This is a genomic window from Methylibium petroleiphilum PM1 (assembly GCF_000015725.1).
GTDB classification, from domain to species: Bacteria; Pseudomonadota; Gammaproteobacteria; order Burkholderiales; family Burkholderiaceae_C; genus Methylibium; species Methylibium petroleiphilum.
This window is the reverse complement of sequence record NC_008826.1, coordinates 511,011-534,831: the sequence shown is the minus strand read 5'-3', so window position 1 is coordinate 534,831 and position 23,821 is coordinate 511,011. Positions and strand designations below refer to the sequence as shown.

General features: G+C 62.8%; 15 protein-coding genes and 5 pseudogenes. 14 read left to right on the top strand and 6 right to left on the bottom strand.

All coding sequences use genetic code 11. The features are described 5' to 3' along the window. Positions 1–4: 4 nt before the first annotated feature. The 3 genes from MPE_RS22310 to MPE_RS22300 form a co-directional block, all read right to left on the bottom strand. Complete coding sequence (locus MPE_RS22310; RefSeq protein WP_237706442.1) at positions 5–925, bottom strand: WD40/YVTN/BNR-like repeat-containing protein; 921 nt, start codon at positions 923–925, stop codon at positions 5–7. A 122-nt stretch (positions 926–1,047) separates the two neighbouring features. Continuing rightward, positions 1,048–2,415: a DUF1329 domain-containing protein gene (locus MPE_RS22305; protein WP_011831897.1), complete on the bottom strand. Its 1,368-nt coding sequence runs from the start codon at positions 2,413–2,415 to the stop codon at positions 1,048–1,050. A 56-nt stretch (positions 2,416–2,471) separates the two neighbouring features. After that, entirely contained in the window at positions 2,472–4,889 is a 2,418-nt protein-coding gene (locus MPE_RS22300; protein ID WP_011831896.1) for an efflux RND transporter permease subunit, read from the bottom strand. Positions 4,890–6,839: 1,950 nt separating this feature from the next. Here MPE_RS22300 and MPE_RS23690 point away from each other — a divergent pair. From MPE_RS23690 to MPE_RS24415, 3 genes and pseudogenes are all read left to right on the top strand, one after another. Beyond that, positions 6,840–7,325 carry a nuclear transport factor 2 family protein gene (locus tag MPE_RS23690; protein WP_011831894.1) on the top strand — a complete coding sequence of 162 codons (486 nt, stop codon included), beginning with the start codon at positions 6,840–6,842 and terminating at the stop codon, positions 7,323–7,325. A gap of 36 nt (positions 7,326–7,361) precedes the next feature. Continuing rightward, positions 7,362–9,041 carry a flavin-containing monooxygenase gene (locus MPE_RS23685; RefSeq protein WP_011831893.1) on the top strand — a complete coding sequence of 560 codons (1,680 nt, stop codon included), beginning with the start codon at positions 7,362–7,364 and terminating at the stop codon, positions 9,039–9,041. 69 nt (positions 9,042–9,110) lie between these two features. Beyond that, a pseudogene (locus MPE_RS24415) lies at positions 9,111–9,252 on the top strand (IS5/IS1182 family transposase); the annotation flags it as partial. 170 nt (positions 9,253–9,422) lie between these two features. Here MPE_RS24415 and MPE_RS24235 read toward each other — a convergent pair. Continuing rightward, a pseudogene (locus MPE_RS24235) lies at positions 9,423–9,530 on the bottom strand (transposase); the annotation flags it as partial. A 230-nt stretch (positions 9,531–9,760) separates the two neighbouring features. Here MPE_RS24235 and MPE_RS22295 point away from each other — a divergent pair. Further along, entirely contained in the window at positions 9,761–11,095 is a 1,335-nt protein-coding gene (locus tag MPE_RS22295; protein ID WP_011831892.1) for an acetyl-CoA hydrolase/transferase family protein, read from the top strand. 255 nt (positions 11,096–11,350) lie between these two features. Beyond that, on the top strand, positions 11,351–11,728 hold the full coding sequence (locus tag MPE_RS22290) for a hypothetical protein (RefSeq protein WP_011831891.1): 378 nt from the start codon (positions 11,351–11,353) through the stop codon (positions 11,726–11,728). A gap of 248 nt (positions 11,729–11,976) precedes the next feature. Here MPE_RS22290 and MPE_RS24815 read toward each other — a convergent pair whose 3' ends face one another. After that, positions 11,977–12,117, bottom strand: coding sequence for a hypothetical protein (locus tag MPE_RS24815; protein WP_011831890.1), 141 nt, complete (start codon positions 12,115–12,117; stop codon positions 11,977–11,979). Positions 12,118–12,167: 50 nt separating this feature from the next. Continuing rightward, positions 12,168–12,449: pseudogene (locus tag MPE_RS24810) on the bottom strand (transporter); the annotation flags it as partial. A gap of 717 nt (positions 12,450–13,166) precedes the next feature. Here MPE_RS24810 and MPE_RS24405 point away from each other — a divergent pair. The 9 genes and pseudogenes from MPE_RS24405 (at position 13,167) to MPE_RS22240 (ending at position 23,811) form a co-directional block, all read left to right on the top strand. Continuing rightward, positions 13,167–13,307 carry a hypothetical protein gene (locus MPE_RS24405; protein ID WP_158304635.1) on the top strand — a complete coding sequence of 47 codons (141 nt, stop codon included), beginning with the start codon at positions 13,167–13,169 and terminating at the stop codon, positions 13,305–13,307. A 28-nt stretch (positions 13,308–13,335) separates the two neighbouring features. Further along, positions 13,336–14,528, top strand: a protein-coding gene (locus tag MPE_RS22275) for an IS3-like element ISMpe1 family transposase (protein ID WP_085984391.1) whose coding sequence is annotated in 2 segments (ribosomal slippage) — positions 13,336–13,591 and positions 13,591–14,528 — 1,194 coding nt in all. Because the reading frame shifts where the segments join, the coding sequence is not laid out codon by codon here. 44 nt (positions 14,529–14,572) lie between these two features. Next, positions 14,573–17,374 (top strand): annotated as a pseudogene (locus MPE_RS22270) (Tn3 family transposase); the annotation flags it as partial. Between the two features lie 137 nt (positions 17,375–17,511). Then, positions 17,512–18,279, top strand: coding sequence for an ABC transporter ATP-binding protein (locus tag MPE_RS22265; protein ID WP_011831887.1), 768 nt, complete (start codon positions 17,512–17,514; stop codon positions 18,277–18,279). An 11-nt stretch (positions 18,280–18,290) separates the two neighbouring features. After that, the gene (locus tag MPE_RS22260) at positions 18,291–19,220 is read left to right on the top strand and encodes a branched-chain amino acid ABC transporter permease (RefSeq protein WP_041930432.1); all 930 of its coding nucleotides are present in this window, start codon (positions 18,291–18,293) and stop codon (positions 19,218–19,220) included. A 19-nt stretch (positions 19,221–19,239) separates the two neighbouring features. After that, positions 19,240–20,316 (top strand): annotated as a pseudogene (locus MPE_RS22255) (branched-chain amino acid ABC transporter permease). A 65-nt stretch (positions 20,317–20,381) separates the two neighbouring features. After that, positions 20,382–21,704 (top strand): ABC transporter substrate-binding protein, encoded by a 1,323-nt coding sequence (locus tag MPE_RS22250; protein ID WP_011831884.1) that lies wholly within the window; start codon positions 20,382–20,384, stop codon positions 21,702–21,704. 31 nt (positions 21,705–21,735) lie between these two features. After that, entirely contained in the window at positions 21,736–22,539 is an 804-nt protein-coding gene (locus MPE_RS22245; protein WP_011831883.1) for an ABC transporter ATP-binding protein, read from the top strand. Between the two features lie 15 nt (positions 22,540–22,554). Next, positions 22,555–23,811 (top strand): phenylacetate--CoA ligase family protein, encoded by a 1,257-nt coding sequence (locus MPE_RS22240; protein ID WP_011831882.1) that lies wholly within the window; start codon positions 22,555–22,557, stop codon positions 23,809–23,811. Positions 23,812–23,821 lie beyond the last annotated feature (10 nt).

The following is a 23,821-nucleotide window of genomic DNA, read 5'->3' as shown; positions in this document are numbered from 1 at the left end:
TAGGTCAAAGATCGACTTCTAGAATCGAACCACCTGCTCCAACCGCTACCAGGCGCTGTTTCCCGCCCGCACTTTTGCTGGCCCCCAGAGCCTGATACCAGGCGTTGCGCACCAGTTTCGAATCCACCGCAGCCCATGTCGATCCGCCGTTTCGGCTGACCACCACCGCGTTGATGCCGCTCGCCAGCACATCGCCCTGGGCCGTCGCATACACGCCGGTTAGGATGGCCCCAGTACCTGTCTTGCGTGACTCCCAGGTCGCACCGCCATCGGCGCTGGTCAGCAGCGCGCCGCTCTGGCCGCTCGCATAGACCTTTCCGCCTTCGACGACGGCCAATCCAAAGAGCGAGCGTTCGCCCTTGTGAAGGGCCTTCCATTGCTTGCCGTCGGTGGTGCGCATGACGAGCTCGAACTCGCCCACCACCGTAGCCGTGCCATCGTCCGCCACGTGGATGTCGTAGAGGTGCGGCTCGGCACCGTCTTGGGTGATGCTGCTCCAGTCCACCGTTTGCGCAGTCCAAGAATTCCCCCAGTCGGTTGACTTGAGGATGGTTCCGAACGCGCCCACTGCGTAAGCCACGCCCTGCCGGTTTACGCCCACCGAGAGAAGGCGCGATTTCGTTATCGGCGGCGCGGCCTTCCAGTTCCGGCAGTCCGCGGCGGCGTACACCACTCCAGTCTGTCCGACGGCAATGCACTTGCCACCGCGCATTGCGACCGACATCAGCGCCAAGCGCTTCATCGGGAAGGGCTGCGCCAGCCAGGTCGCGCCGCCGTCGGCCGTCACGAGCACGGTGCCGAAGGCGCCGACGGCGATACCACGCTCCCCCTCGAATGCCACGTCGTAGAGCGCGTCGTGGGCCGTACCATGACGGATCTGCTGGACGCCAGCCGGAACTGGCGTCCCGGCATCAGTTTGTGCCACCGTCGAGGGCGCTCCGCCGCAGAGCATTGCTACCGCCGCCCCAAGCTGCGCTAGCAGCGCAACAGGCCGCGGACGGCCCCCACGAGCGGCGCACCGCTGGTGTTGATGACGCGCTGACATGCTTAGGTCCCCAGACGCTGAAGCGCTTGCTCAGTCATGTACTTTTCGTAATACCCCTCGACGTTGTAGCCCTGGGTAATGCCACCAGCGATGCTCTTAGTTTGTTCAAACCGAGTCATTCGCCCGTCCTGCACGTTGTGAAACATGCAGGCCGTCCACGACCAAGCGGAGTGCTTGCCATCCATCAACTTCTTGTCGCCCTTTTCGTAGAGGCTGAAATGGGTCTCGAGCGACTTGAAGAGCTCACCACGACGGTCATAAGTGGCGTACGCGATAAACATCATGTTGCGTACGTCAACCCAAACACGCTTCTTGCTGACCGGCGCACGCGGGAAGCCGACTGGTTCCGCCTCGAAGACTACGACATCAGGGCACAGCTCCATGTTTGCGTCATAGAAGGTGACACCCTTCGGACCACCATGCACCGGCCGCTCCCAGTTCGGATGATCTCCATACCAGGTTTGCGACACCGCGCCCAACAATGGCCCGCGACCAACGACCTTGTAGTTTCCCCACGTCAGCATTGGGTCACCGGCGGCCCACCCATCCGAAAGATAAAAATTGATGCCGGCGGCAATTGGCTCAAACCGCTGATTGGTCGGAAACTTGCGAACCCGCTTGAACGCTGGCAGGTAACCAACCAATTCCGGAAACTTGCGCTGGTCGTAGTACCAGGTACTGAGGTAACTGGTTCCTCTCGAATCGCTGGGCGCAGTGAAGAGCACCGTGTTGAAGCGCAGTTTGTCTTCTGCGCCGGGGAAAACTTTGCCGTCAGTACGAGCCTGGGTGTTCTGCTCAACCCAGGCGAAGTCGTACTGATAGCTCAGTGAACCATCAGGCGAGACCTCTTGGTCGCGAATGCAGTAGAGCGAGTTGTCGTGCCGACCCCATGACAGTGTCAGATTGGCTGCGACTTCAGCGCCTGTCTTCGCATCAGGGAACGGATTGCCGCCGTTCCACGGCTTGTCATCTAGAGTGACTACATTTCCGTTCGCGTCAAACTTTGCCTTACCTTGGTTTCTCAGCGTGGCTTCTAGGTGCTCGTGCGGGTACATCCGCGTGACATCTCGCGTAGTCGGCACGATCTTGATCTTTCGACCCATGGTCTTGATCTGCATGTAAGCCACGGGGTCAAGCAAGTCTTTGACGATGTCGACGTTGTCTGCGGTGACGAAGTCGCCTGACTTGACCTTTCCCTTTGACCAAGCATCGACCGACATCAGTTCGTCGGGATAGGCCTTTGAGATGTCCGCGGACTTTCCGATCATCGGCCAAAGCGGACCCAGGACGCCGGCCGTGGCGATACCCTTGGCGGTTTGCTCCAAGAAGAAGCGCCGACTGAAGTCGTGGTCATACTTTCTGATATGCATGGCTGTCTCCTACTTTGTTCTAACGAATTGCAAACCCGAGGGTTGCGGAACTGAGCTCAGGCAGGCACCCTCTGCGGTGTCGCCCCCACGGACTCCGACAGGCCTGACATGTCGCCGTCGAGGAACTTCGGCTTGATCAGGTAGACGAGCAGCGGAAGGAGGATCAGCGCCAGGACCATGTTGATGAACATCACGATCACGAGCAGTAGACCCATATCGGAAAGGAACTTCAACTCTGATAGGAAGTACCAGGGCAGCAGTCCGATGGTCATCAACGCCGCGGTGAAGAAGATTGCCTTTCCGCAGGTTGTCAGCGAGATTCGAATGGCCACACCGACATCTCCCCTGGCCGCCCCCTGGTATTCCTCGCAGATCCGCGTGAGCAAGTAAATGCCGTAGTCGATACCGACGCCAATGCCAATGGCCAGGATGGGAAGTGTGTTCACGTCGAGACCGAGCCCGGCGAGAGACATCGCGGCGGTGAGCATGGTGTTAGCCAGATTCACCGGGATCAGCAGCAGCAAACCTGCCACGATCGAGCGGTAGGCCAGCGAGCAGCCGATCAGGATCACGATGTTCAGCGCGCCGATGATTCGAGACTCGTAGTGCACCACCGTGTCGTTGATCGACTGCTGCAAAGCGATCGTGCCGGAAGCCAAGCGAACGCGAAAGTTTGTATGCTCTGCTCCAATCTTCTCAACGCAAGCACTCGCCTGAGCTAAGGCGTTGTCTACCGTATGCTGCTTGTTGTTGGCGTACCAGAGCGATACGGTCGTGTTGCGCTGGTCGAAGTCCGTGACGTTCAGGAAGGCCTTGGCATTCGTTCCTGCCATCAGGCCCGTGACCGCTGCCGCGACGGCGGCATCGTCGTTGTCCAGCGGCGTCCATTTTGGATTGCCGCCGTTGAAGACGCGGTTGGCTTCCGGCACGAGGTCGGCGAACGACAGCGTGGCTGTGGGCGGATTTGGGCTGGCCTCCAGGCAATGCTGGAGATCTCGCATCGCGGTGATTGTCTCGGTCTGACGCACGATGCGGGCGCCGCCCTTGCCCTCAAAGACAAGCTCCATCGTCATCGATCCGGGAAAGTTCCTGTTGATCTCCCGGACGGCGGCATTGAACTCCGACTCATAACGCAGGAGATTCGTCCCTTCGACCGGATTGCCGACCGGGATGCGCAACATGAAGTACACCGAAACCACAGTAATTAAGACAAATATGCCTGCCGTGTAGCATGCCGTCCGCCCATGAGCCAAGCTGGAGAACGCCTCCAGCGTGCGCCGCATGCTGCGTTGAAGCGGGCCGCTGTGACCAACGCTGCCGAGGACATGAGATAGGTTCGTTGGCTTCGGCAGCAGGCTCAGCACGACGGGGGTAAGGAAGACGCTACAGGGGACGAGGTTCAGCGCCCAAAGGCCGGTGAACAGTGCGAATCGCTCCATCGCCGGAATGGGCGCAAGCGCGACAAGCAGAAGTCCGCAAACGTCGGTGAAGATCCCTAGGGTGCCGGGCGCCATAAGGGAGACGAGCGACAGCTCGGCAGCTTTGCGCTGCTCATGGCCGTCGTGAAGCAGTTCGTAGTAGCGCTCAGTAGCCTGAACACAGTGGCTGAAGCAGCGCGCGATGAGCATCAGGGGCACAACCATCAGCAGCGGCTCGACCGGTAGTCCGAGCCAGCCGACAAGCCCGAACCCCCAGACGGCCGACACCGAACTCACGATCAGCGGTCCAACGATGCCCGAAAGGTTGCGCATGTGGAGTGCGAGCATCACGAACATGAGGAGCAGCGTGAGGCCAAAAATCTCAGCGGTGTTCTCGCCGAAGGCATAGATCCAACCGGTCATGATCGGGAAGCCGGCGACGTGGATCTCATGCTGACCGTCCTGCTCCTTCTTGACTATCTCTTGGATGAAGTTGAACGCCTCGCCGTAGTCAAGCTTGCTCTCGATAAAGGTGGCATTGATGATCGTCGCCGTGTGGTCAGAGGACACGAGGAACGTTGCCGCGGCCGCCGACTCACCTACCCGGCGACGGATCTCCGCCAGGTCTGCGGCCGACTTAGGCGGCTGTTCGTCCATGATCGGGTTCGAGAAGATCCCGTCCGGGGTGACGACCGTGTACCGGGCCTTGGACGACGCGATCGAAAGAATCTGATCGTGGTCGACGCCGGGAGCGAGATCGATCGCGCGCGATAGGCGCCAGACCTTGTCAAGCGTATCGATCTGGAAGACGTCCTTGCCGTCCGTTCGCTTGATCATCAGCGTGACGGTCAGTGGACTGCCGAAGTTCGGATGGTCCTTGAAGACCTGAACGAAGGGGTGATCCTTGGGAAAGAGGTCCGAGAAGATCGTCCGGATCTCGACCTTGGTCATGCCGACGGCGAAGAAGGTCGTGATCAACGCCATGGCAACCAGGATTGTCCATCGGTTGCCTAGAGTGAAACGGGCGAGCCGGTGCCTTAGGTCATTTCTACCCATCACATCCCCGAGAAAATGAGCAACTCCGACGACTCTCTCTGTTCAGACAGCTCACGCCATTGGCGCTGAGTGTTTTATGGTCCCATCGAGCTTTTGATCACGCGCCCCCCCGAAGGGGAGGTTGAAGGGGGGGATGGAAAGCCAGGCGCAATCTAGCTCCGCACCCACAAACGCCCCTCGTTTGAGCCCTCGATGAGAAGGCCAACGTGGGCAACGCCGGCATCGTGCTCTGCGAGCATCGGCAACCGGGACAGCACCGAGAAGACTGACGAGGCGATGCGCAACGACCGCTACCACGCGAGCGAAGTCGCGGCGTGCGGACCCCGAAAGCTGCATCACGTTCGTCGTCGTTCCGACGGCGTGTTTATGGCGTCCGACTACCGCATCAGCCCGTTCAAGCTGTAGAGCAGCCCTTATCGAGCACGAGGCGGTGGCACCGCCGTGGTGCCCAGCCGGCTGCACCTCGCGGCCCACAAGCCTTCCCGCTGGCAGCGACGATCCAACCCTTCGCGTGCCTAAGCAGATGGCGCCCTACAAACGTGTGTGCCGCATGGTGGTAAGCGAGCTTCCGCGTGCACATACAAACGTTGACACACCTGCATATCGAACAGCGGGAGGTCACCGGCGCTTAAATCGTAGAAGCCGCGAAGAGGAGGAGATCAACACAGTGACGGTTTTGCAGCCCGAGCTCGCTGCCGACCATAAACATGCGCACGTCACGCAGAGAATTTGCCGGGGGACTGCGTCGGATGCAGATCACCGAACCCTCCGAATATGTCCGCCCCAACGGTACGCGCGACACTGGCGAGTGCCAGGGCATCAAAGGAGCCACTAGCTACGCGGTAAGTCCGCATACGGACGAGCCGAACACGGGAAGTCTGGTAGTCCTGTATCAGGATGCGTCGACACCACCAGCACTGGGTGCCGCGATCAGACCGGGCTGCATAGAGGCGCACGATCCTCAACGGATGGCATAAAAAATTCACGTCCCACTAGCGCGCGTGCGTAGAGATAGTTAATAAGTGCCGACCTGCTCAAGGCATCCATGTCGACTTGGCCAGCTATGTTGCAAGGGAATGCCAACCTACGCTCCTCGTTGAAGAGCGATTGGAAGCGCAGCTCAAAAGCGTCGTTGGCTTGTGTGCTCACGATAACGTCCTATAAACGACCCTCAGCGCGCAGCGCATGTTAGCCAGAGTATGAAAATCCGCTGCCTGGAGCCAAGAGGGCGCCGCTGAGAAGTGATGCCATGTTTAGGCTAGCATTCTTTTTATACCGAATTAATTCAACAGCTACAACGGCTCCTTACTCGGCGTCGTTCGTTCAAAGAACAAGCCTCTAGGGAAGTACGCCATACGGACACAAGCTCGACCCTGTTATCTAGGGGGATCAGCTACTTTGTGCGGCGAGAAGCGCGCTTCCAGCCGTGTACGCTTCAATCTTCGTTCATACATGCTTGCGCGCAACCTTCTGGAAGGGGGGGTAAGGGAGGTTTTACTTCCGATAGCGGAGTGTCGGCGTGACGAGCGACGTCAGTTCAACGGTTTGACATACCAAAGACACGCGTGCACGTCGGAGCCTAATTGGCGCGAGGGGGAGCGTCGAACAAAGGTAGCGTACGCACCGTCCGACGCCGCCCCCTCCCAGAAGAGATGTTATTGAGGGGGCACGGCGTCCTCTGCTCCACAGAGGCGGGGACTCAACGACCGATTCCAGTTCCCTACATCGGATGCGACCGAGTGGCGCCAACTCTCCCCCCAAAGCCACCCCCTTAGAGAGGGGCGGCCCATGTCGCGTGTCCTTCATGATTATGTGGAACGTGGTCGGAAGATACCGTTCGTAGTCCGCGGTTTACGGGTGGACGCTGCATCGAGAAGTGACGCACTGCTTGGGCTAATGGGCTTGTTATCCCACGCGGATTAATGTAACCAAAAACACGAGGTGGACTAAATGACCAAGTTTGGCGAACTCACCGCCGAGCAAAGGCTCGATGTGTTGGAGTCGAAAGACGCAATTCGGGATCTCGTATCCGGATACGCACTTGGATGGGACCGACATGATGTCAATCTTCTGCTATCGGTCTTCCATGAAGACGCCGAATACTTGATGCCTGGCCTATTCGGAGACTTCCGCGGTGCGGACGAAATCCGCCGCGTGTACGACCAAGTTGTTGTTGCCATACCTGAAACCTGGCATTTCACAACCAATCTACTTCTGAAAGTCGATGGCGACCGCGCCACAGGCATTTCCGAAGTGAACATGCACGGGACCGAGGCAAGCGGACGACCTATCATCTTGGCGGCAACGTATCTGGACGAATTCCAACGTCGGGCCGGGCGATGGGCCATCAGTCGCCGTATGGTAGAGACCCATTATGTAACGGGACTGTTGCAGGGCTGGGGACTCACAAAGGAGTCGAAGTTCCCAAAGAACTAAGCAACACACCGCGCACGCATCTCGAAAGGATCGCAAGTGGAAACCGCTTTGATTGAGTCAAGACCCGCTCAGAGCGGCTCAAACACCCAGTACGATGCCATCGTCATCGGTGCCGGCTTCGCCGGAATGTACATGCTCTATCGGCTGCGTCAACTCGGAATGCGTGTGTGCGTCTACGAGCGAGGAGACGACGTCGGTGGCACATGGTATTGGAATCGATACCCGGGTTGCAGATGCGACATCGAAAGTTTGAGCTACTCGTATTCCTTCTCTCCGGAACTTGAACAAGAATGGAACTGGACCGAACGCTACGCCGCGCAACCTGAGATCCTGGAATACGCCAAGCATGTGGCTGATCGCTTCGATCTGCGGCGTGACATCCGCTTTTGCATGACGGTCACTGCGGCGATGTTTGATGAAACATCGAACCAGTGGGAAGTTATCTCAAGCGATGGCACGTGCGCACGTGCGCGGTTCCTGATTTCAGCGGTCGGATGCCTATCGGCGGGCATCGTGCCGGACTTTCCGGGACTCAACGAATTCAAAGGCTCCTGGTATCACACCGGGAACTGGCCGCATGAACCGGTGGATCCAACAGGGAAACGAGTTGGAGTTATCGGCACAGGCTCGACGGGCATCCAGTTCTCCTCAGCGATTGCGCAATCCGTCGGGCACCTGACGATCTTCCAGAGAACTCCGAATTACAGCGTGCCGTCATGCAATGCCCCCCTCAATCCGGAAGAGCTTGCCGAGGCCAAATCCAACTATCGCAGCATACGCGCACATTGCCGATACTCTAAGGTTGGCATTCCCTACGTCGGGAACGAAAAGAAAGCCATTGAGGATACGGACCGCTCGCGCGAGCGAAACTTTGAAGCCGCATGGAATGGCGCCGGCTTCTGCTTTGTCCTCAGCTACAGCGATCTGTTGCTCGACATAAAATCGAACAGGACAGCTGCTGAGTTCGTCGAACGCAAAATTCGTGAGACAGTGAAGGACCCGGAGACCGCCGAGTTGCTTGTGCCGCGGGGATACCCACTCGGGACAAAGCGTTTGTGTGTTGATGCTGGTTATTATCAGATCTTCAATCAGGACAATGTTAGCTTGGTCGACGTGCGCACATCACCGATCGAATCTATCACGACCACTGGCGTAAGGACGCTCAACAAAGACTACGATCTTGACGTATTGGTCTTCGCCACGGGATATGACGCGATCACCGGACCTCTTCTGAGGATGGACATATGCGGGCGCAATGGAAGATCGTTGCGGCGTAAGTGGCAGGGGTGGCCGCAGAGTTATCTGGGTCTGATGATGGAGGGATTCCCGAATCTCTTTACGATCACTGGACCGGGTAGCCCGTGCGTACTCGTCAACATGATCGTGTCGATTGAGCAGCACGTGGAATGGATTGCCGATTGTATTGCGTCGATGGAACGGGATGGAAAGCAAACCATTGAACCCGACGTCGAAGCAGAGTGCAGTTGGACCGATATGGTCGACGAGATCGCCAATTCGACGCTTTACCCGCTCACCGACTCATGGTACACAGGGAAAAATGTGACCGGCAAATCGTCGAGATTCACTCCGTATGCCGGCGGAATGGGCCCTTATCGACGATACTGCGAGGAGATCGTGGAGGACGGCTATCGTGGATTCCAGTTCGACCGTGATCTCAGACAGACTCAAGGAGCGGCACTTAATAGTCCTAACTGAGGAAGGTCGTAAGACATGACCCTCGCGCCTGACATGCTGCGCTTGGTCAATGACATGCGGTAGGCCAATGGTCTGCTGCTGCGCACCGGCACGGCGGTGGGACACCACGCTGATCTCCGCGCCAAGTTCGACAAAGAACGCCGACGGAGGGCACGACCCTGAGGTGAGGCAGACGGAGAAGGGCAAGAACTGGTACTTCGGCATGAAGGCAGACTTCAGGCCTTGATGCAGCCCCGGGACTGGTGGCCCCGAAGTGGCACGTGGCGATTCGACCGGACCTGCGCCGACGGCTCAATCCCTTCATCGAAGCGGACTTAGTAACCGAGCGCGGCAAAGGGAAGAAGGGCAGCATTCGCGCCGAGTTCGAGTCGAGCTTGGCGACTCCCGGTACAGCGAAACGTCGTGCAGCGCCTCTTCCATCGCCGGATCGTTCAGCCCGGACCACTGTTGCACGCAGTGGATGCGCAGCAACGTCTCGAGGCTTAACGGCGGGGCGACCCGTCTTCGTCTGGTCTCGATCACGCAATGCGGATCAGCTCTGGGTTTGTCAGACCTTCCTTTACCCCTTCGCTTGGGCGGACCTCCACCGGCGTCCGCTCAGCTCAATGTCGGCCGATTCATTCAGGTGGGAATTAGGCTATGCACACTTTCGCTTTGGCTACACCGATCACGCAGTTCAACCTTGTAGGCTGTCAGTTGAATCACCGGGGGGAAGGAACATGGCACAAAGGATCGCAGCGGTGGGCGCGCGCAGGATCACGCCGAAGGAGGCAGCCGGCCTGGTCACATCGGGCATGTGGCTCGACTATGGAGCCTCGCTCTGTCAGCCCGATGTCTTCGACGCCGAGCTCGCCCAGCGAATGGAGGAATTGCGCAGCGTCAAGATACGCGCATGTCTGACCATGCGACCTCGCGCCGTACTGGAGGCAGACCCGACCGGCGATCATTTCGTCTGGATCAACCTGCATTTCTCCGGCTATGACCGCAGGAAGCACGACGCCGGGATCGCCAATTACCTGCCGGTCAACCTCGGCGAGATTCCGGACTACTACCGGCGCTTCATTGACCCGGTAGACATCGTCATTCTCAAGACCTGTCCCATGGACGCGGACGGTTACTTCAACCTGAGCGCGGCCAGCTTTTGGCATCGTGCGTTGATCGAGCGCGCGCGCATGGTGATCGTGGAGGAATCGTCAGGGCTACCGCACGTGATGGGCGAACAGACCGGAGTACACATCAGCGAGGTGGATTACATCATCCGAGGTGACGATGCACCTGCGGCGGAATTGCCCAATCCGCCACCGACGGACGTGGACCGGGCGGTCGCACGTCTGATTATCAGCGAGATCGAGGACGGTTCCTGCCTTCAGATCGGGATCGGCGGCATGCCCAACGCCGTCTGCAGCCTGCTGCGCGAAAGTCCCGTGAAGGACCTGGGCATCCACACCGAGATGCTGACCGACGGGATCATCGATCTCTACCGAGACGGGCGCATCACCGGCGCACGCAAGCAGCTCAATCCCGGCAAGATCGCCTGCACGTTTGCGCTCGGCTCGCGCCACCTGTATGACACGATCGACCGCAATGCGGACTTTCATTTCTGCCCGGTCGACTACACGAACCTGCCTCACATCATCATGCAGAACGATCGCGTGTTAGCGATCAACAACACCACGCAGATCGATTTGCAGGGCCAGGCGGCTTCCGAATCCGACGGCCATCGGCACATCAGCGGAACGGGCGGGCAGTTGCAATTCGTGCGCGGGGCCTATGCATCGAAGGGTGGCAAGTCATTCATCTGCCTCGCCTCGACCTACGACAAGCGTGGAGAACGGCGCAGCCGAATCGTCCCGAGTCTGACCCAATGCAACATCGTGACCACACCGCGAACGGACATGATGTATGTAGCCACCGAATACGGCATGGTGAACCTGAAGGGCAGGTCGGTCGCCGAGCGAGCGAGGGCGCTGATTTCCATCGCTCATCCCGACTTCCGGGAGGCACTCGAGCGCGAGGCCTATGAAAACAGGCTGATCCCGAGTGGTTACTTCTGAGGTTTGGTTCAGGGCGACATGGCGATGTGCCGCAGCCCAGGGCCCGAGACTCAACGGAGGGTACGGGCAAGTACATGCGTCACGTGAAGATCAAGCCGAGCCTTGCTTCGACGGATCGTCGCTCGAGGGCTGCGCCCTTGCGCCGCCTCTCATGTCAAACGTTAGACCGCACGTTAGCGTGTCGTCCATTCAGCCGACTCCGAAGCTGGTCTCAGCAAGCCTCGTTGCGCCCTGGCTGCGTTAGCTCCGCTCTACTTGCTGGGCTTCTACGAGGCGGCCCAGGAGCCGGCGATCATCGAAGGGACGTTCGACGATGCGCCGATTCGCGCCTTCGGCCTAATGCTGGTCGGCTTCCCCATCATCTATGTCACCCTTGCGGTGCTCTCTGCCGTCTGCGGTCTGTCGCTTCTAGCGCTTGGCATGCGAAGCCTACGTCGGTCCCTGTTGGCCGCCTCCATGTTCGCAGTGGCTATCAGCGCAGGCGGCGGGACGTTCCTGGCAGACCCCGGCTCCTTCGGTACGCGAGATGCCGCATTGACTGTTTTGGCCGTTGTTGCCATTGACCTCATGTGCGCGCTGCCGGGCGCCGTGACCTGGTGGTTCGTCGCCCACCGAGGAAGATCGAGCTCCTGAACGGGCACGGGCGTGTGGCATCCGCCGCACGGAATCCCTCTAAGGGTGGATGCGGACCATCGAGCCTCCGGTGACACTCGGCCGCCCTCTCGCACACCCTGTAGAGCGGCGTCCCAGAACATCACCTCGCATCCATGCCGTCCCTTCCTTTCTCCCCGCGCCTCCTGGCCTAAGATACGAGGCGGTGATCGCATTGCCGCTTCAAGATAACGAGTACCGTGACTGCAACCGTTGCCCTCGTTGCAGTTTCATAGCACTGCGTCCGGGTGCTCCAGGCGCTCGAGCCGGGAGTCGATGCGGTCCATGCGCGCGCTCTGGCTGGCGATTGCTACCGCCAGCGTGCCGAAGCCACCCTCGAGGGCCGATATCCGCTCCTTGATGTCGCGCATGTCTTCGCGGAGTCCTTCGAGCACACCGCGGATCTGCGGCAGATGTTCGAGAACTCCTTCAACGCTCCGGGAATCGGGCTGGATGCCATATAGGTGAACATCAGTCCCCCAACCTCGTTGGCGTTGTCAGGGATCTGCATCCAGCGAGGATCGTCGCTGTGAGTCAGCCGGTTCACCGAGCGCACTAACGCAGGCAGTGCCTTCACGCCGCCTAGCGCAGGGTCAGCCTGCATGTGCGCCTGGAAGTCCTCGATTGCACGCAACACTTCCGGCCGCTTGATGCCGCCCTTCGCTGCGGTACGCGCAACGACGTGCAACTGGAAGGCTCGAGGGTGGCCGCGGACTCATGTTCGGTCCTGGCGGTGTGACCTGCTCGACATCGGCCGGGGGCGTTCTGAGCTGCCGTTGAGCTCGGATAGTTCTACCGCGTGGGCAAGAGCTAGAGGTACTTCCTCCAGAGCTCGATGTGAACCGGCTCGATGGGTCAACCTGCCGTTTCACATCGCGGAGCCGGGTAGCCTTTGGATAGGCGCGCTCGAACACCTCGAAGCCGAGCGCCGGCGCCAGAAAGCCGAGGCGCTGAGCTTTCGGCGTGCGCCACCGAGCGGCCAGCTTCTGTTGCAAGTTCGCTTCTGCGCTCAGCGTCCCAGCTGATCTGTGGTTTCGTGCAGGACAGTCATCGACACAGCGAACACAAGCGCCTGTTCTCTGGCGTGTGACAGCTCAGACGTCCCAGCGAATACCAGGTCGACTCCAGGACCAACCGAATACCTGCGCCCAACGACACACTCGTGCTCACTGCCGGTTCCGATGACCGCAGCAGGTAATGCTACGACGGAGAGGCGCGCTCCAAGCTGGTCCCGAATCCCCGTCATGGGGTCCCCTTGTTTTCGGTGCCAAAAGTGACGGTACGCTCCTGCCCGTAGAGCCAGCATTGGCGCGGGTCCGTTCGAGCGCTGTTCGGTAAGTTGTTGATTCGATGAACTTTCCTGTTGGCTCGCGCAGGGGCTTATCGTGGGCGGCCCGAGGCTTGAGTTGGGAGCGAGGCCATGCAAGGCTGGCAATCACCGTATCTGGGCCAGCGCGAGCTGCCGCGTGAGCTCAGCCAGTTTGAGCTGCAGGCCTTCTTCAGCTTCAGCCCCGCCGAGCGAGAGCTGACCTTGCCCCCGAAAAACGTAGTTCTTGGCTGATGATGGAATCAGAGACAGGAGCTACGAGATGAATGACAAGCAAGTGCGTGGGAAGTACACGCAGGAGTTCAAGCTGGAGGCCGTCAGGCTGGTCAGGGCAGGCCAGTCGGTGGGGATGACGGCGAAGGTGCTGGGCATTCCCAAGGCCAGCCTGAGCAACTGGGTGCGCTCCAGTGAGCAGGGGCAGCTTGGTGGCGCTGGCGACCGGCCGGTGACGCCAGAGCAGATGGAGCTGGCCAGGCTGAGGGCGGAACTGGCGCGCGTGAAGATGGAGCGCGACATCGCAAAAAAAGCGGCGGCGTACTTTGCGCAGGATGTTCTGCAAAGTACGCCTGGATCCGGACGATGAAGGAGAGCTGGCCGGTGAGCCTGAGCTGCGAGGTGCTGGGCGTGAGCGTCAGCGGGTACTTCGAGCACCAACGCCGCCAGTATCGACGCCAGCCGAGCCGGCCGGGCTCGGGGCGTCTGAGCGACGAGGCCTTGCTGGCGCACGTGCGTGCCATTCACGCCGAGGTCCGTCAGGAGTACGGATGGCCGCGGATGACTAAGGAGCTGTGCGCCCGGGGCCACCGCGTCGGCAAGGAACGGGTTCGACGCCTGATGCAGCAGCACGGCATCAAGGCTCGGGGCCGCCGCAAGTTCGTCGTCACCACCGACAGCAAGCACAACCTGCCGATCGCGCCAGACCTGCTTCAGCGGGACTTCGCGGCCGACGGCCCCAACGCGAAGTGGACGAGCGACATCACCTACATCGCTACCGACGAAGGCTGGCTGTACCTGGCGGCCTTCATCGACTTGCACAGTCGGATGATCGTGGGCTGGAGCATGCAGCCCCACATGCGCGCCAGCCTGGTGACGGACGCGCTGCGCATGGCGTGGTTCCGGCGTCGGCCACCGCCGGGGCTGATCGTGCACACGGACCGCGGCAGCCAATACTGCAGCGACGAGTTCCAGAAGGCGCTGACCGGGTACGGGATGCGCTCGTCGATGAGCCGCAAGGGCGACTGCTGGGACAACGCGCCGACCGAGAGCCTGTGGGGGCGCCTGAAGGTCGGCAGACTGCATGGGCGTAAGTTCGCCACCAGGAGGCAGGCTATGGACGAGGTCATCGACTGGATGGCCTTCTACAACCACCGCCGGCTACATTCCTCGCTGGGCTACCTCAGCCCCAGGCAGTATGAAGAGCGCTGGGTCGCGGCACAGCTCAACAAGGCCGCGTAACAAGGATGCTAAGAGCTACGGGATTCAGGGGCAAGGTCAAGCTGATCGCGCGACGCCGCGGCGACGGTCTGCGGCTGGGCCTGGCGCTGCACATCGGCTTCGTGCGCATGACCGGCCGGCCGCTGAACAGCGTGCGCGTCGTGCCGAGCGTCCTGCTGGCCCACCTGGGCCGCGAACTCGGCATCGAGACTCCCGATCTGGCGTCCGTGCGGGCGCTGTATGCACGGGGCCGCACCCTGTTCGATCACCAACAGCTGGCCTGCGAGTCCCTGGGATTTGGCTGGATGACTGAGCACCAGCGTCGTGCGCTCGTGCGTGTGCTGCGCGATGAAGTCGCGCAGTGCGCCGACCGAGAACGTCTGATCGTCCACGCCCGGCAATGGCTGTACAGCCACAGGTTGCTGGTCTTGCGCGAGCGCGACATCCGCGGCCTGGTGGCGGCCGCCCTGAGCGAGCTCGAGCGCACGACGGCCGAGGCGGTTCGGCAGTCGGTTCCCGTCTCGACCCTCAAGCGCTGGAGCGCGGTGCTGGATGCCCCGCGTCCTGATGGACAACCCTGCCAGTCCTGGTTGTGGAGCGCGCCGGCCAAGCATTCCACGCGGCAGATAGCAGAGGTTCTGGAGCGAATCACTTGCCTGAAGGAGCTCGGCGTCGACCGCGCGCTGGCCGAGATCAACAACGTGCTGGTGCGCCGCTACGCGCGACGCATGGCCTCGCGAGCGCCGTCGGTCAACGCCCGCGTCAAGGAGCCCGCCCGGACCGTCGAGACGGCCTGCTTCCTGCGCTACTGCTTGCTGACGGCCACCGACCAGTTCATCCTCATGTTCCAGCGCCGCGTCGCCGATCTCTGGCGCCAATGTGCCGACGATGCGGTTGCCCCCATCGACTGGTCGCGGCAGTACCAGTTGCTGCTGCAGGAGTTGGCCGAGCTGGCCCGGGACGAAGCCGGCACGGCCGAACTGCGCACGCGCCTGCTCGAACTGGTCGCAGCCCGGCGCGCGCAGAGAACACCGAGCCGGGCCTCGGGCATCCGTCGGCAGTTGATCGCCGCCATCGCCCCGGTGCGCTCGCTGCTGGTGGCCGCTGGGAGCCTGTCGTGGACGGCCACGGGTGAGCACCCGGCGCTGCAGGCGCTGGACATCCTGCGCGCGCAGTACGCAGCCGGCGACAAGACCTTGCCTGTCGATGTCACCGCTGCACGGCTGGGGGCAGCGTGGCGCCAGGACATCGCTGACACCGACCGGGAGCGGGCGTTCCGGGCACTGGAAGTGGCCACCCTGTTCGCGCTGCGCCGGGGATTGCGCAATGGCTCGATCTGGATCGAACACTCGCTGAGCTTCCGAGGCCGCGAGCGGCTGTTCATCCCGGACGAGCGCTGGGAGGTTGAGGCCCGGCGCCACTACGCCAGGCTACAGATGCCGGCCAAGGCAGCGAACTACCTCGCGCCGCTGCTGGAGCGCGTGCGCGCCGGCGTCGACGCCGTGGCCACGGCGGTACGCACCGGCGCGCTGCGTGTCGACGACGAACTGCACTTGGCTCCGCTGGCGGCCGACGATGAGGACCCCGAAGTCAGCAGGCTGCGCAGCCGGCTCGATCAGCGCATCGGCGAAGTGCAACTGCCCGAGGTCATCCTGGCGGTGGACGCCCAGGTGCGCTTCAGCTGGATCATGCTCGCACGCGAGCCGCGATCTGGCCAGGAACTGCTGATGGTCTACGCCGGCATCCTGGCCCACGGCACCAGCCTGACTGCGGCCGAGTGCGCACGGATGATCCCGCAGCTGTCGGCCACCAGTATTCGCCAGGCTATGCGCTGGGCCGGTGACGAGCGGCGCCTGGCGCTGGCCTGCCAGGCGGTGCTGGAGCACATGCAACGCCAACCGATCGCCGCCACCTGGGGCCGAGCGGATCTGGCTTCGTCAGACATGATGAGCCTGGAGACCAGCCGCCGGGTCTGGCAGGCACGGCAGGACCCCAGGCGGCAGACGGCCTCGATCGGCATCTACAGCCACGTCAAGGACCGCTGGGGGATCTTCCATGCCCAGCCCATCGTGCTCAACGAGCGTCAGGCTGGCGCGGCCATCGAGGGCGTGGTGCGGCAGGAGAAGGTCGAGACCACGCAACTGGCTGTGGACACGCACGGCTACACCGACTTCGCCATGGGCCTGGCTCGGCTGCTGGGCTTCGATCTGTGTCCCAGGCTCAGGGAGCTCAATCAGCGGCACCTGTTCGTGCCGCGCGGCATGAAGGTGCCCGAGGAGATCGCTGCCGTGTGCGAGGCCACCATCGATACGGCCCTGATAGAGACCCACTGGGACAGTCTGGTGCATCTGGCAGCCTCGGTGATCACGGGCCACGCCAGCGCGGTCACGGCGTTGGCCAGGTTCGGCTCGGCCGCCCGAGGCGACCCGATCTACGACGCCGGCGTCCAGTTGGGCAAGCTGCTGCGCACGGCGTTCCTGGCCGACTACTTCGTCAACGAGGCGTTCCGCCGCGAGCTGCGACGGGTCCTCAACCGCGGCGAGGCGGTCAATGCGCTGAAGCGGGCGATCTACACCGGCCGTGTGGGGCCAGCGCAGGCACGGAGAGCCGACGAAATGCAAGCGGTGGCCGATGCGCTGAGCCTGCTGGCCAACATCGTGATGGCATGGAACACGGCGCAGATGCAGGTAGTGCTGGACCGGTGGGCCAATAGGCGGCAGATCGTGCCGGCCGAGCTGACCGGGCGCATTGCGCCCACGCGCCTTGAAGGCATCAACCTGCGGGGAGTCTTCCGCTTCCCGCTGGAGCGCTACGCGGGCCAGATCCTGCCGTCACAAACTGCAGTGAAAACAGGTGCTGCTGGCTGAGATCGACCCCACAAACAGGCCTTCAGCGGCCGATCGGAGGACCAACAGGAACTCATTGCCTGACAAGCACTTGCGCGCGGTCTGAAAGCGAACCCCGCGCCAATGCTGGCTCTACGGGCAGAGGCGTACCGTCACTTTTGGCACCGAAAACAAGGGGACCCCGAGATCGACGACATAGGCCTCGAGCTGCTGCGGCACGTCGGCGGCGCTGCGACGTGTGCGAGCACGAGATCCGAGCCATCATCGGCCCGAACGGCGCGGGCAAGAGTTCGATGCTGAACTGCATCAACGGCGTCTACCAGCCGCAGGCAGGCTCGATCGCCTTTCGCGGCAAGACCTTCAGGCACATGAGCTCGCGCCAGGTCGCCGAGATGGGCGTCGCACGCACGTTCCAGAACCTTGCGCTCTTCAAGGGCATGAGCGTGCTCGACAACATCATGACGGGCCGCAATCTGCGCATGAAGAGCAACCTGTTCCTGCAGGCGCTGCGCTGGGGGCCAGCCGAGAGGGAAGAGATCGCGCACCGCGAGGTCGTCGAGCGAATCATCGATTTCCTGGAGATCCAGGTCTGGCGCAAGACACCGGTCGGGCGCCTGCCGTACGGGCTGCAGAAGCGCGTCGATCTCGGCCGAGCGCTCGCGATGGAGCCGACGCTGCTGTTGCTCGACGAACCGATGGCCGGCATGAACGTCGAAGAGAAGCAGGACATGTGCCGCTTCATTCTCGACGTGAATGACGAGTTCGGCACCACCATCGTGCTGATCGAGCACGACATGGGCGTCGTGATGGACATCTGCGACCGCGTCGTGGTGCTCGACTACGGCAAGAAGATCGGCGATGGCACGCCCGACGCGGTACGCGGCAACGCCGAGGTCATCAAGGCCTACCTCGGCACGACCGACTGAGGAACACGATGATGGGCTTCCTACTCGAGACTCTCATCGGCGGCCTGATGTCGGGCATGCTGTATTCGCTGGTCGCGCTCGGCTTCGTGCTGATCTTCAAGGCCTCCGGCGTCTTCAACTTCGCGCAAGGCGCGATGGTGTTGTTCGCGGCGCTCGCGATGGCGCGCTTCGCCGAGTGGATCCCGTCGCTGCTGGGCATCCACAGTCGGCTGGTGGCCAACGTGCTCGCCTTCGCGGCGGCGATCGCCGTGATGGTCGCCGTGGCCAGGGCGGTCGAGAGGCTGTGCCTGCGCCAGCTGGTCAACCAGGAGGGCGTGACCTTGCTGATGGCCACGCTGGGCATCGCGCACTTCCTCGACGGCTTCGGCCAGAGCCTCTTCGGCAGCGACATCTACACCATCGACGTTGGCCTGCCCAAGGACCCGCTGACGGTGCTGGAGAGCACCCTGCAGGGCGGATTGCTGATCAGTAAGGAGGACTTGTACGCTGCCGCGATCGCCACCGCGCTGGTCGCGCTGCTGGCGCTGTTCTTCCAGAAGACCTCCACCGGCCGCGCGCTGCGCGCGGTGGCCGACGACCATCAGGCCACGCAGTCGATCGGCATCCCGCTCGACCGCATCTGGGTGATCGTCTGGAGCGTGGCGGGCTTCGTCGCGCTGGTGGCCGGCGTCATCTGGGGCAGCAAGCTGGGCGTGCAGTTCTCGCTGTCGCTGGTGGCGCTGAAGGCCTTGCCGGTGGTGATCCTCGGAGGCCTCACGTCGGTGCCGGGTGCCATCGTCGGCGGCTTGATCATCGGCATGGGCGAAAAGCTTTCCGAGGTCTACCTCGGCCCGGCGCTCGGTGGCGGCATCGAGATCTGGTTCGCCTATGCGCTGGCGCTCGTCTTCCTTCTCCTGCGGCCGCAAGGGCTGTTCGGCGAGAAGGTCATCGACCGCGTCTGAGCACACAAGGAGACACCACATGCTCTATCGCGAGAACGGCCAGCTCAAGACCACCTATCGCGCTGACCAGCAGATCTTCCCGATCCTGCAGGATCGCTGGGTGATGGCGATGTTGCTGCTCGGTGCGGCAGTGCTCGTGCCGTGGACGGCCAGCGAGTACCTGTTCCGCGCGATCCTCATCCCGTTCCTGATCCTGTCGCTGGCCGCGCTCGGCCTCAACATCCTCGTCGGCTACTGCGGTCAGATCTCGCTGGGCACCGGCGCGTTCATGGCGGTGGGCGCCTAAGCGGCCTACAACTTCCAGGTGCGCATCCAGGGCATGCCGCTGCTGGCCTCGCTGCTGCTCGGCGGTGGGTGTGCCACCTTGGTGGGCGTGCTGTTCGGCATTCCCAGCTTGCGCATCAGGGGGCTGTACCTCGCGGTGGCCACGCTGGCGGCACAGTTCTTCATCGACTGGTCCTTCCTGCGCATCAAGTGGTTCACCAACGACTCGCCCTCGGGCTCGGTGAGCGTGGCCGGCCTGAGCATGTTCGGGCTGCGGATCGAGACACCCGCGCAGAAGTACCTGCTGTGCCTCGCCTTCGTGATCGTGTTCGCGCTGGTGGCCAAGAACCTGGTGCGCAGCGCAATAGGCCGCGAGTGGATGGCGATCCGCGACATGGACGTGGCCGCGGCGGTGATCGGCATCCGCCCGGTCTACGCCAAGCTCACGGCGTTCGCGGTGAGCAGCTTCATTGTCGGCGTGGCCGGCGCGCTCTGGGGCTTCGTCCACCTGGGCGCGTGGGAGCCGGCGGCGTTCTCGATCGACCGCTCGTTCCAGCTGCTGTTCATGGTGATCATCGGCGGCCTGAGCTCCGTGATGGGCAGCTTCTTCGGTGCCGCGTTCATCGTGCTGCTGCCGATCTTCCTCAACCAGGCGCTGCCGGGCATCGGCAATCTCGTCGGCGTCGTGATCTCCACCACGGCCGTATCGCACGCCGAGACGATGATCTTCGGCGCGCTGATCGTCTGGTTCCTGATCGTCGAGCCGCACGGCCTGAGCCGGCTGTGGTCGCTCGGAAAGCAGAAGCTGAGGATCTGGCCGTTTCCTCACTGAAGCAGCGCAGCCAGGGGCTGCGTGAGCAAGTACGGCCGAACCCATCGAACACGACTGGAGACAACATGACGAAAACACGCGCGTTCATCGCCGCCGCGGCATTGACGATCTCGGCCGCTGCCGGGCCGAGCTTCGCGGCAGACAAGTCGCAATACTTCCCCTTGCTCACCTTCCGCACCGGGCCCTATGCGCCCAGCGGAACGCCGTGGGCCAACGGCTTCGTCGACTACTTCAAGCTGGTCAACCTGGAGGGCGGCATCAACGGCGTGCGCGTGCTCTGGGAGGAGTGCGAGACGGGTTACGCCACCGACCGCGGCGTCGAATGCTACGAGCGCATGAAGGGGAAGAACGGCGGCGCCACTGTCTTACAGACCATGTCGACCGGCATCACCTTCGCGCTCACCGAGCGCGGCGCCGCCGACAAGATCCCGATCCTCACGCCCGGCTACGGCATCAGCGAAAGCGCCGACGGAGAAGTCTTCAAGTGGAGCTTCCCGATCGCCGGCACCCACTGGGCCTCGGCCGACACGCAGGTTCAGTACGTGGCGCAGAAGGCGGGCGGCCTCGACAAGCTGGCGGGCAAGAAGATCACGCTGCTCTACCACGATAGCCCTTACGGAAAGGAAGCCATCCCGGTGCTCACCGCGCGGGCGAAGAAGCACGGCTTCGAACTGGTCACCATTCCCGTGCCGCACCCCGGGGTCGAGCAGAAGTCCGCCTGGCTGCAGATCCGTAAGAGCCGGCCCGACTTCGTGCTGCTGTGGGGCTGGGGCGTCATGAACAGCACGGCGCTGAAGGAGGCACAGGCCACCGGGTTCCCGAGGAACCGCGTGGTGGGCGTGTGGCCGTCCGGCTCCGACTCCGACGTCAAGGGCGTGGCAGGTGCCGAGGGCTACAGCGCAGTGCTCATCCTGCCAGGACCCGCCTTGGATTCGAAGATCGCGAAGAAGGTTGTGGACAAGCTCCATGCCAAGGGCGAGGGCTCGGGCCCGAAGGAAGAGGTCGGCTCTGCGCTGTACATGCGCGGCCTGATGAACGCGATGTTCGCCGTGGAAGGCGTGCGCCGCGCCCAGCAGAAGTTCGGCATCGGCCAGGTGATGACGCCGGCGCAGGCGCGCTGGGGTTACGAGAACCTTCAGATAGACCAGAAGCGGCTCGAGGAGCTCGGCATTGCCGACGTCATGCGGCCGACGGCAACAAGCTGCAAGGACCACATGGGTCCGTCAGCGGCGCGTGCCTACACGTGGAACGGCACGACCTGGGAGGTGAGCTCCGACTGGCTACGGGCCGACCCCGCAATCCTGGATCCGCTGCTCGAGGTCGCGACGAAGCGCTACGCCGCCGACAAGCAGCTGACACGCAGAGTCGCCGACGACTGCGCCTCCTGAGGCGGTCGAACTGCACGCGCATGGAGCCCGCATGAACGACACCGTTCTCGCCGTCAACGGCATCGAGGTCATCTACGACCGCGTCATCCTCGTGCTGAAGGGTGTCTCGCTGCAGGTGCGCGAGGGCGGCGTCGCGGCGCTGCTCGGTGGCAACGGCGCCGGCAAGACGACGGCGCTGCGGGCGATCTCGAATCTGCTCAGGGGCGAGCGCGGCGAGGTGACCAAGGGCTCGATCGAACTGCGCGGCGAGCGAATCGATGACCTGTCGCCGGCCCAGCTGGTGCAGCGCGGCGTGGTGCAGGTGATGGAGGGCCGCCATTGCTTCGCGCACCTGACGATCGAGGAGAACCTGCTCGCGGGTGCCTACACGCGCAAGCGCAGCGGCGAGATCGCCGCCAACCTCGACAAGGTCTACACCTACTTCCCTCGCCTGAAGACGCGGCGCGCCTCGCAGGCCGCGTACACCTCCGGCGGCGAGCAGCAGATGTGTGCGATCGGGCGTGCCCTGATGGCCAACCCCAGCCTGGTGTTGCTCGACGAGCCATCGATGGGGCTGGCGCCGCAGATCGTCGAGGAGGTGTTCGAGATCGTCAAGGACCTGAACGCGAAGGAGCGTGTGACCTTCCTGCTTGCCGAGCAGAACATCCAGATGGCGCTGAGATACGCCGACCACGGCTACATCCTGGAGAACGGGCGGGTGGTGATGAACGGACCCGCTCCCGAGCTGGCCGGCAACGAGGACGTGAAGGAGTTCTACCTCGGGATGGGCGCAGGCCAGCGCAAGAGCTTTCGCGAATCCAAGAGCTACCGGCGGCGCAAGCGATGGCTGGCATAGGCGAGGCTGCATGTCATGAGCGGTGAGTGCCACGACGCGCTCGAGACGCGCGACCCCGCCGCACGCGAAACCGCACTGATGGCCGCGCTGCCCGGCCAGGTGGCGCATGCGAAGGTGGCCACCAGCGCGTTTGCCGAATCGCTGCGCGACATCGACGCGGCCTCGGTGACGAGCCGCAGCGCGCTGGCCGCGCTGCCTGTGGTCCGCAAGCATGAACTGCTGGAGCGACAGAAGGCGCAGCGAGCGAGCGACCCGTTCGGAGGCTGCTCGGCCATCGGCTGGGGTGCGCGTCGGGGCGCGCTGCGGGTGTACCAGTCGCCCGGCCCGATCTACGAGCCCGAGGGCCGTGCCTGCGATTACTGGCGGGTGGCTAGGGCGATGCATGCGGCCGGCTTTCGCGCTGGCGACCTCGTGCACAACAGCTTTAGCCATCACCTCACCCCCGCGGGCGGGATGATGGAAAGCGGCGCGCATGCGCTGGCCTGCACCGTGTTTCCGGGTGGTGTGGGCAATACGGAGCTGCAAGTGCATGCGATGGCCGATCTGCGCCCGAACGCGTATGTCGGCACGCCGAGCTTCCTGAAGATCCTGCTCGAGAAGGCGCTCGATCTGGGAATCCGCGCTGCATCGCTGCAAAAGGCGCTGTTCAGCGGCGAAGCGTTCCCGGCGTCGTTGCAGCAGTGGCTGGGCGAACGTGGCATCGACGCCTATCAGTGTTATGCCACCGCCGACATCGGCCGCATCGCCTACGAGACCGCCGCGCGCGAGGGCCTGGTGCTCGACGAGGGCGTGATCGTCGAGATCGTGCGCCCCGGTACCGGCGACCCGGTGCTCGACGGCGAAGTCGGCGAGCTCGTCGTGACGACCCTGAACCCGGACTACCCCTTGATCCGCTTCGGCACCGGCGACCTCTCGGCACTGCTGCCGGGCCGTTGCCCGACCGGCCGCACGAACCGGCGCATCAGGGGCTGGATGGGGCGAGCCGACCAGACCACCAAGGTGCGCGGCATGTTCGTGCACCCCGGCCAGGTGGCAGACATCGTGCGACGCCACCGCGAAGTGATCAAGGCGCGCCTAGTCATGGACGGCGAGGTGGCCCGCGACCGCATGACCTTGCAGGTCGAAGTGTCCGAGCGGCCGGAAGGCCTGGCCGAGCGCATCGCCGGTAGCGTGCGCGAGGTGACCAAGCTGCGCAGCGACGTCCTGCTGCTGCCGCCCGGCAGCCTTCCGAACGATGGCAAGCTCATCGAGGACGCGCGCAGCTATCGATAGCCATCAGCCT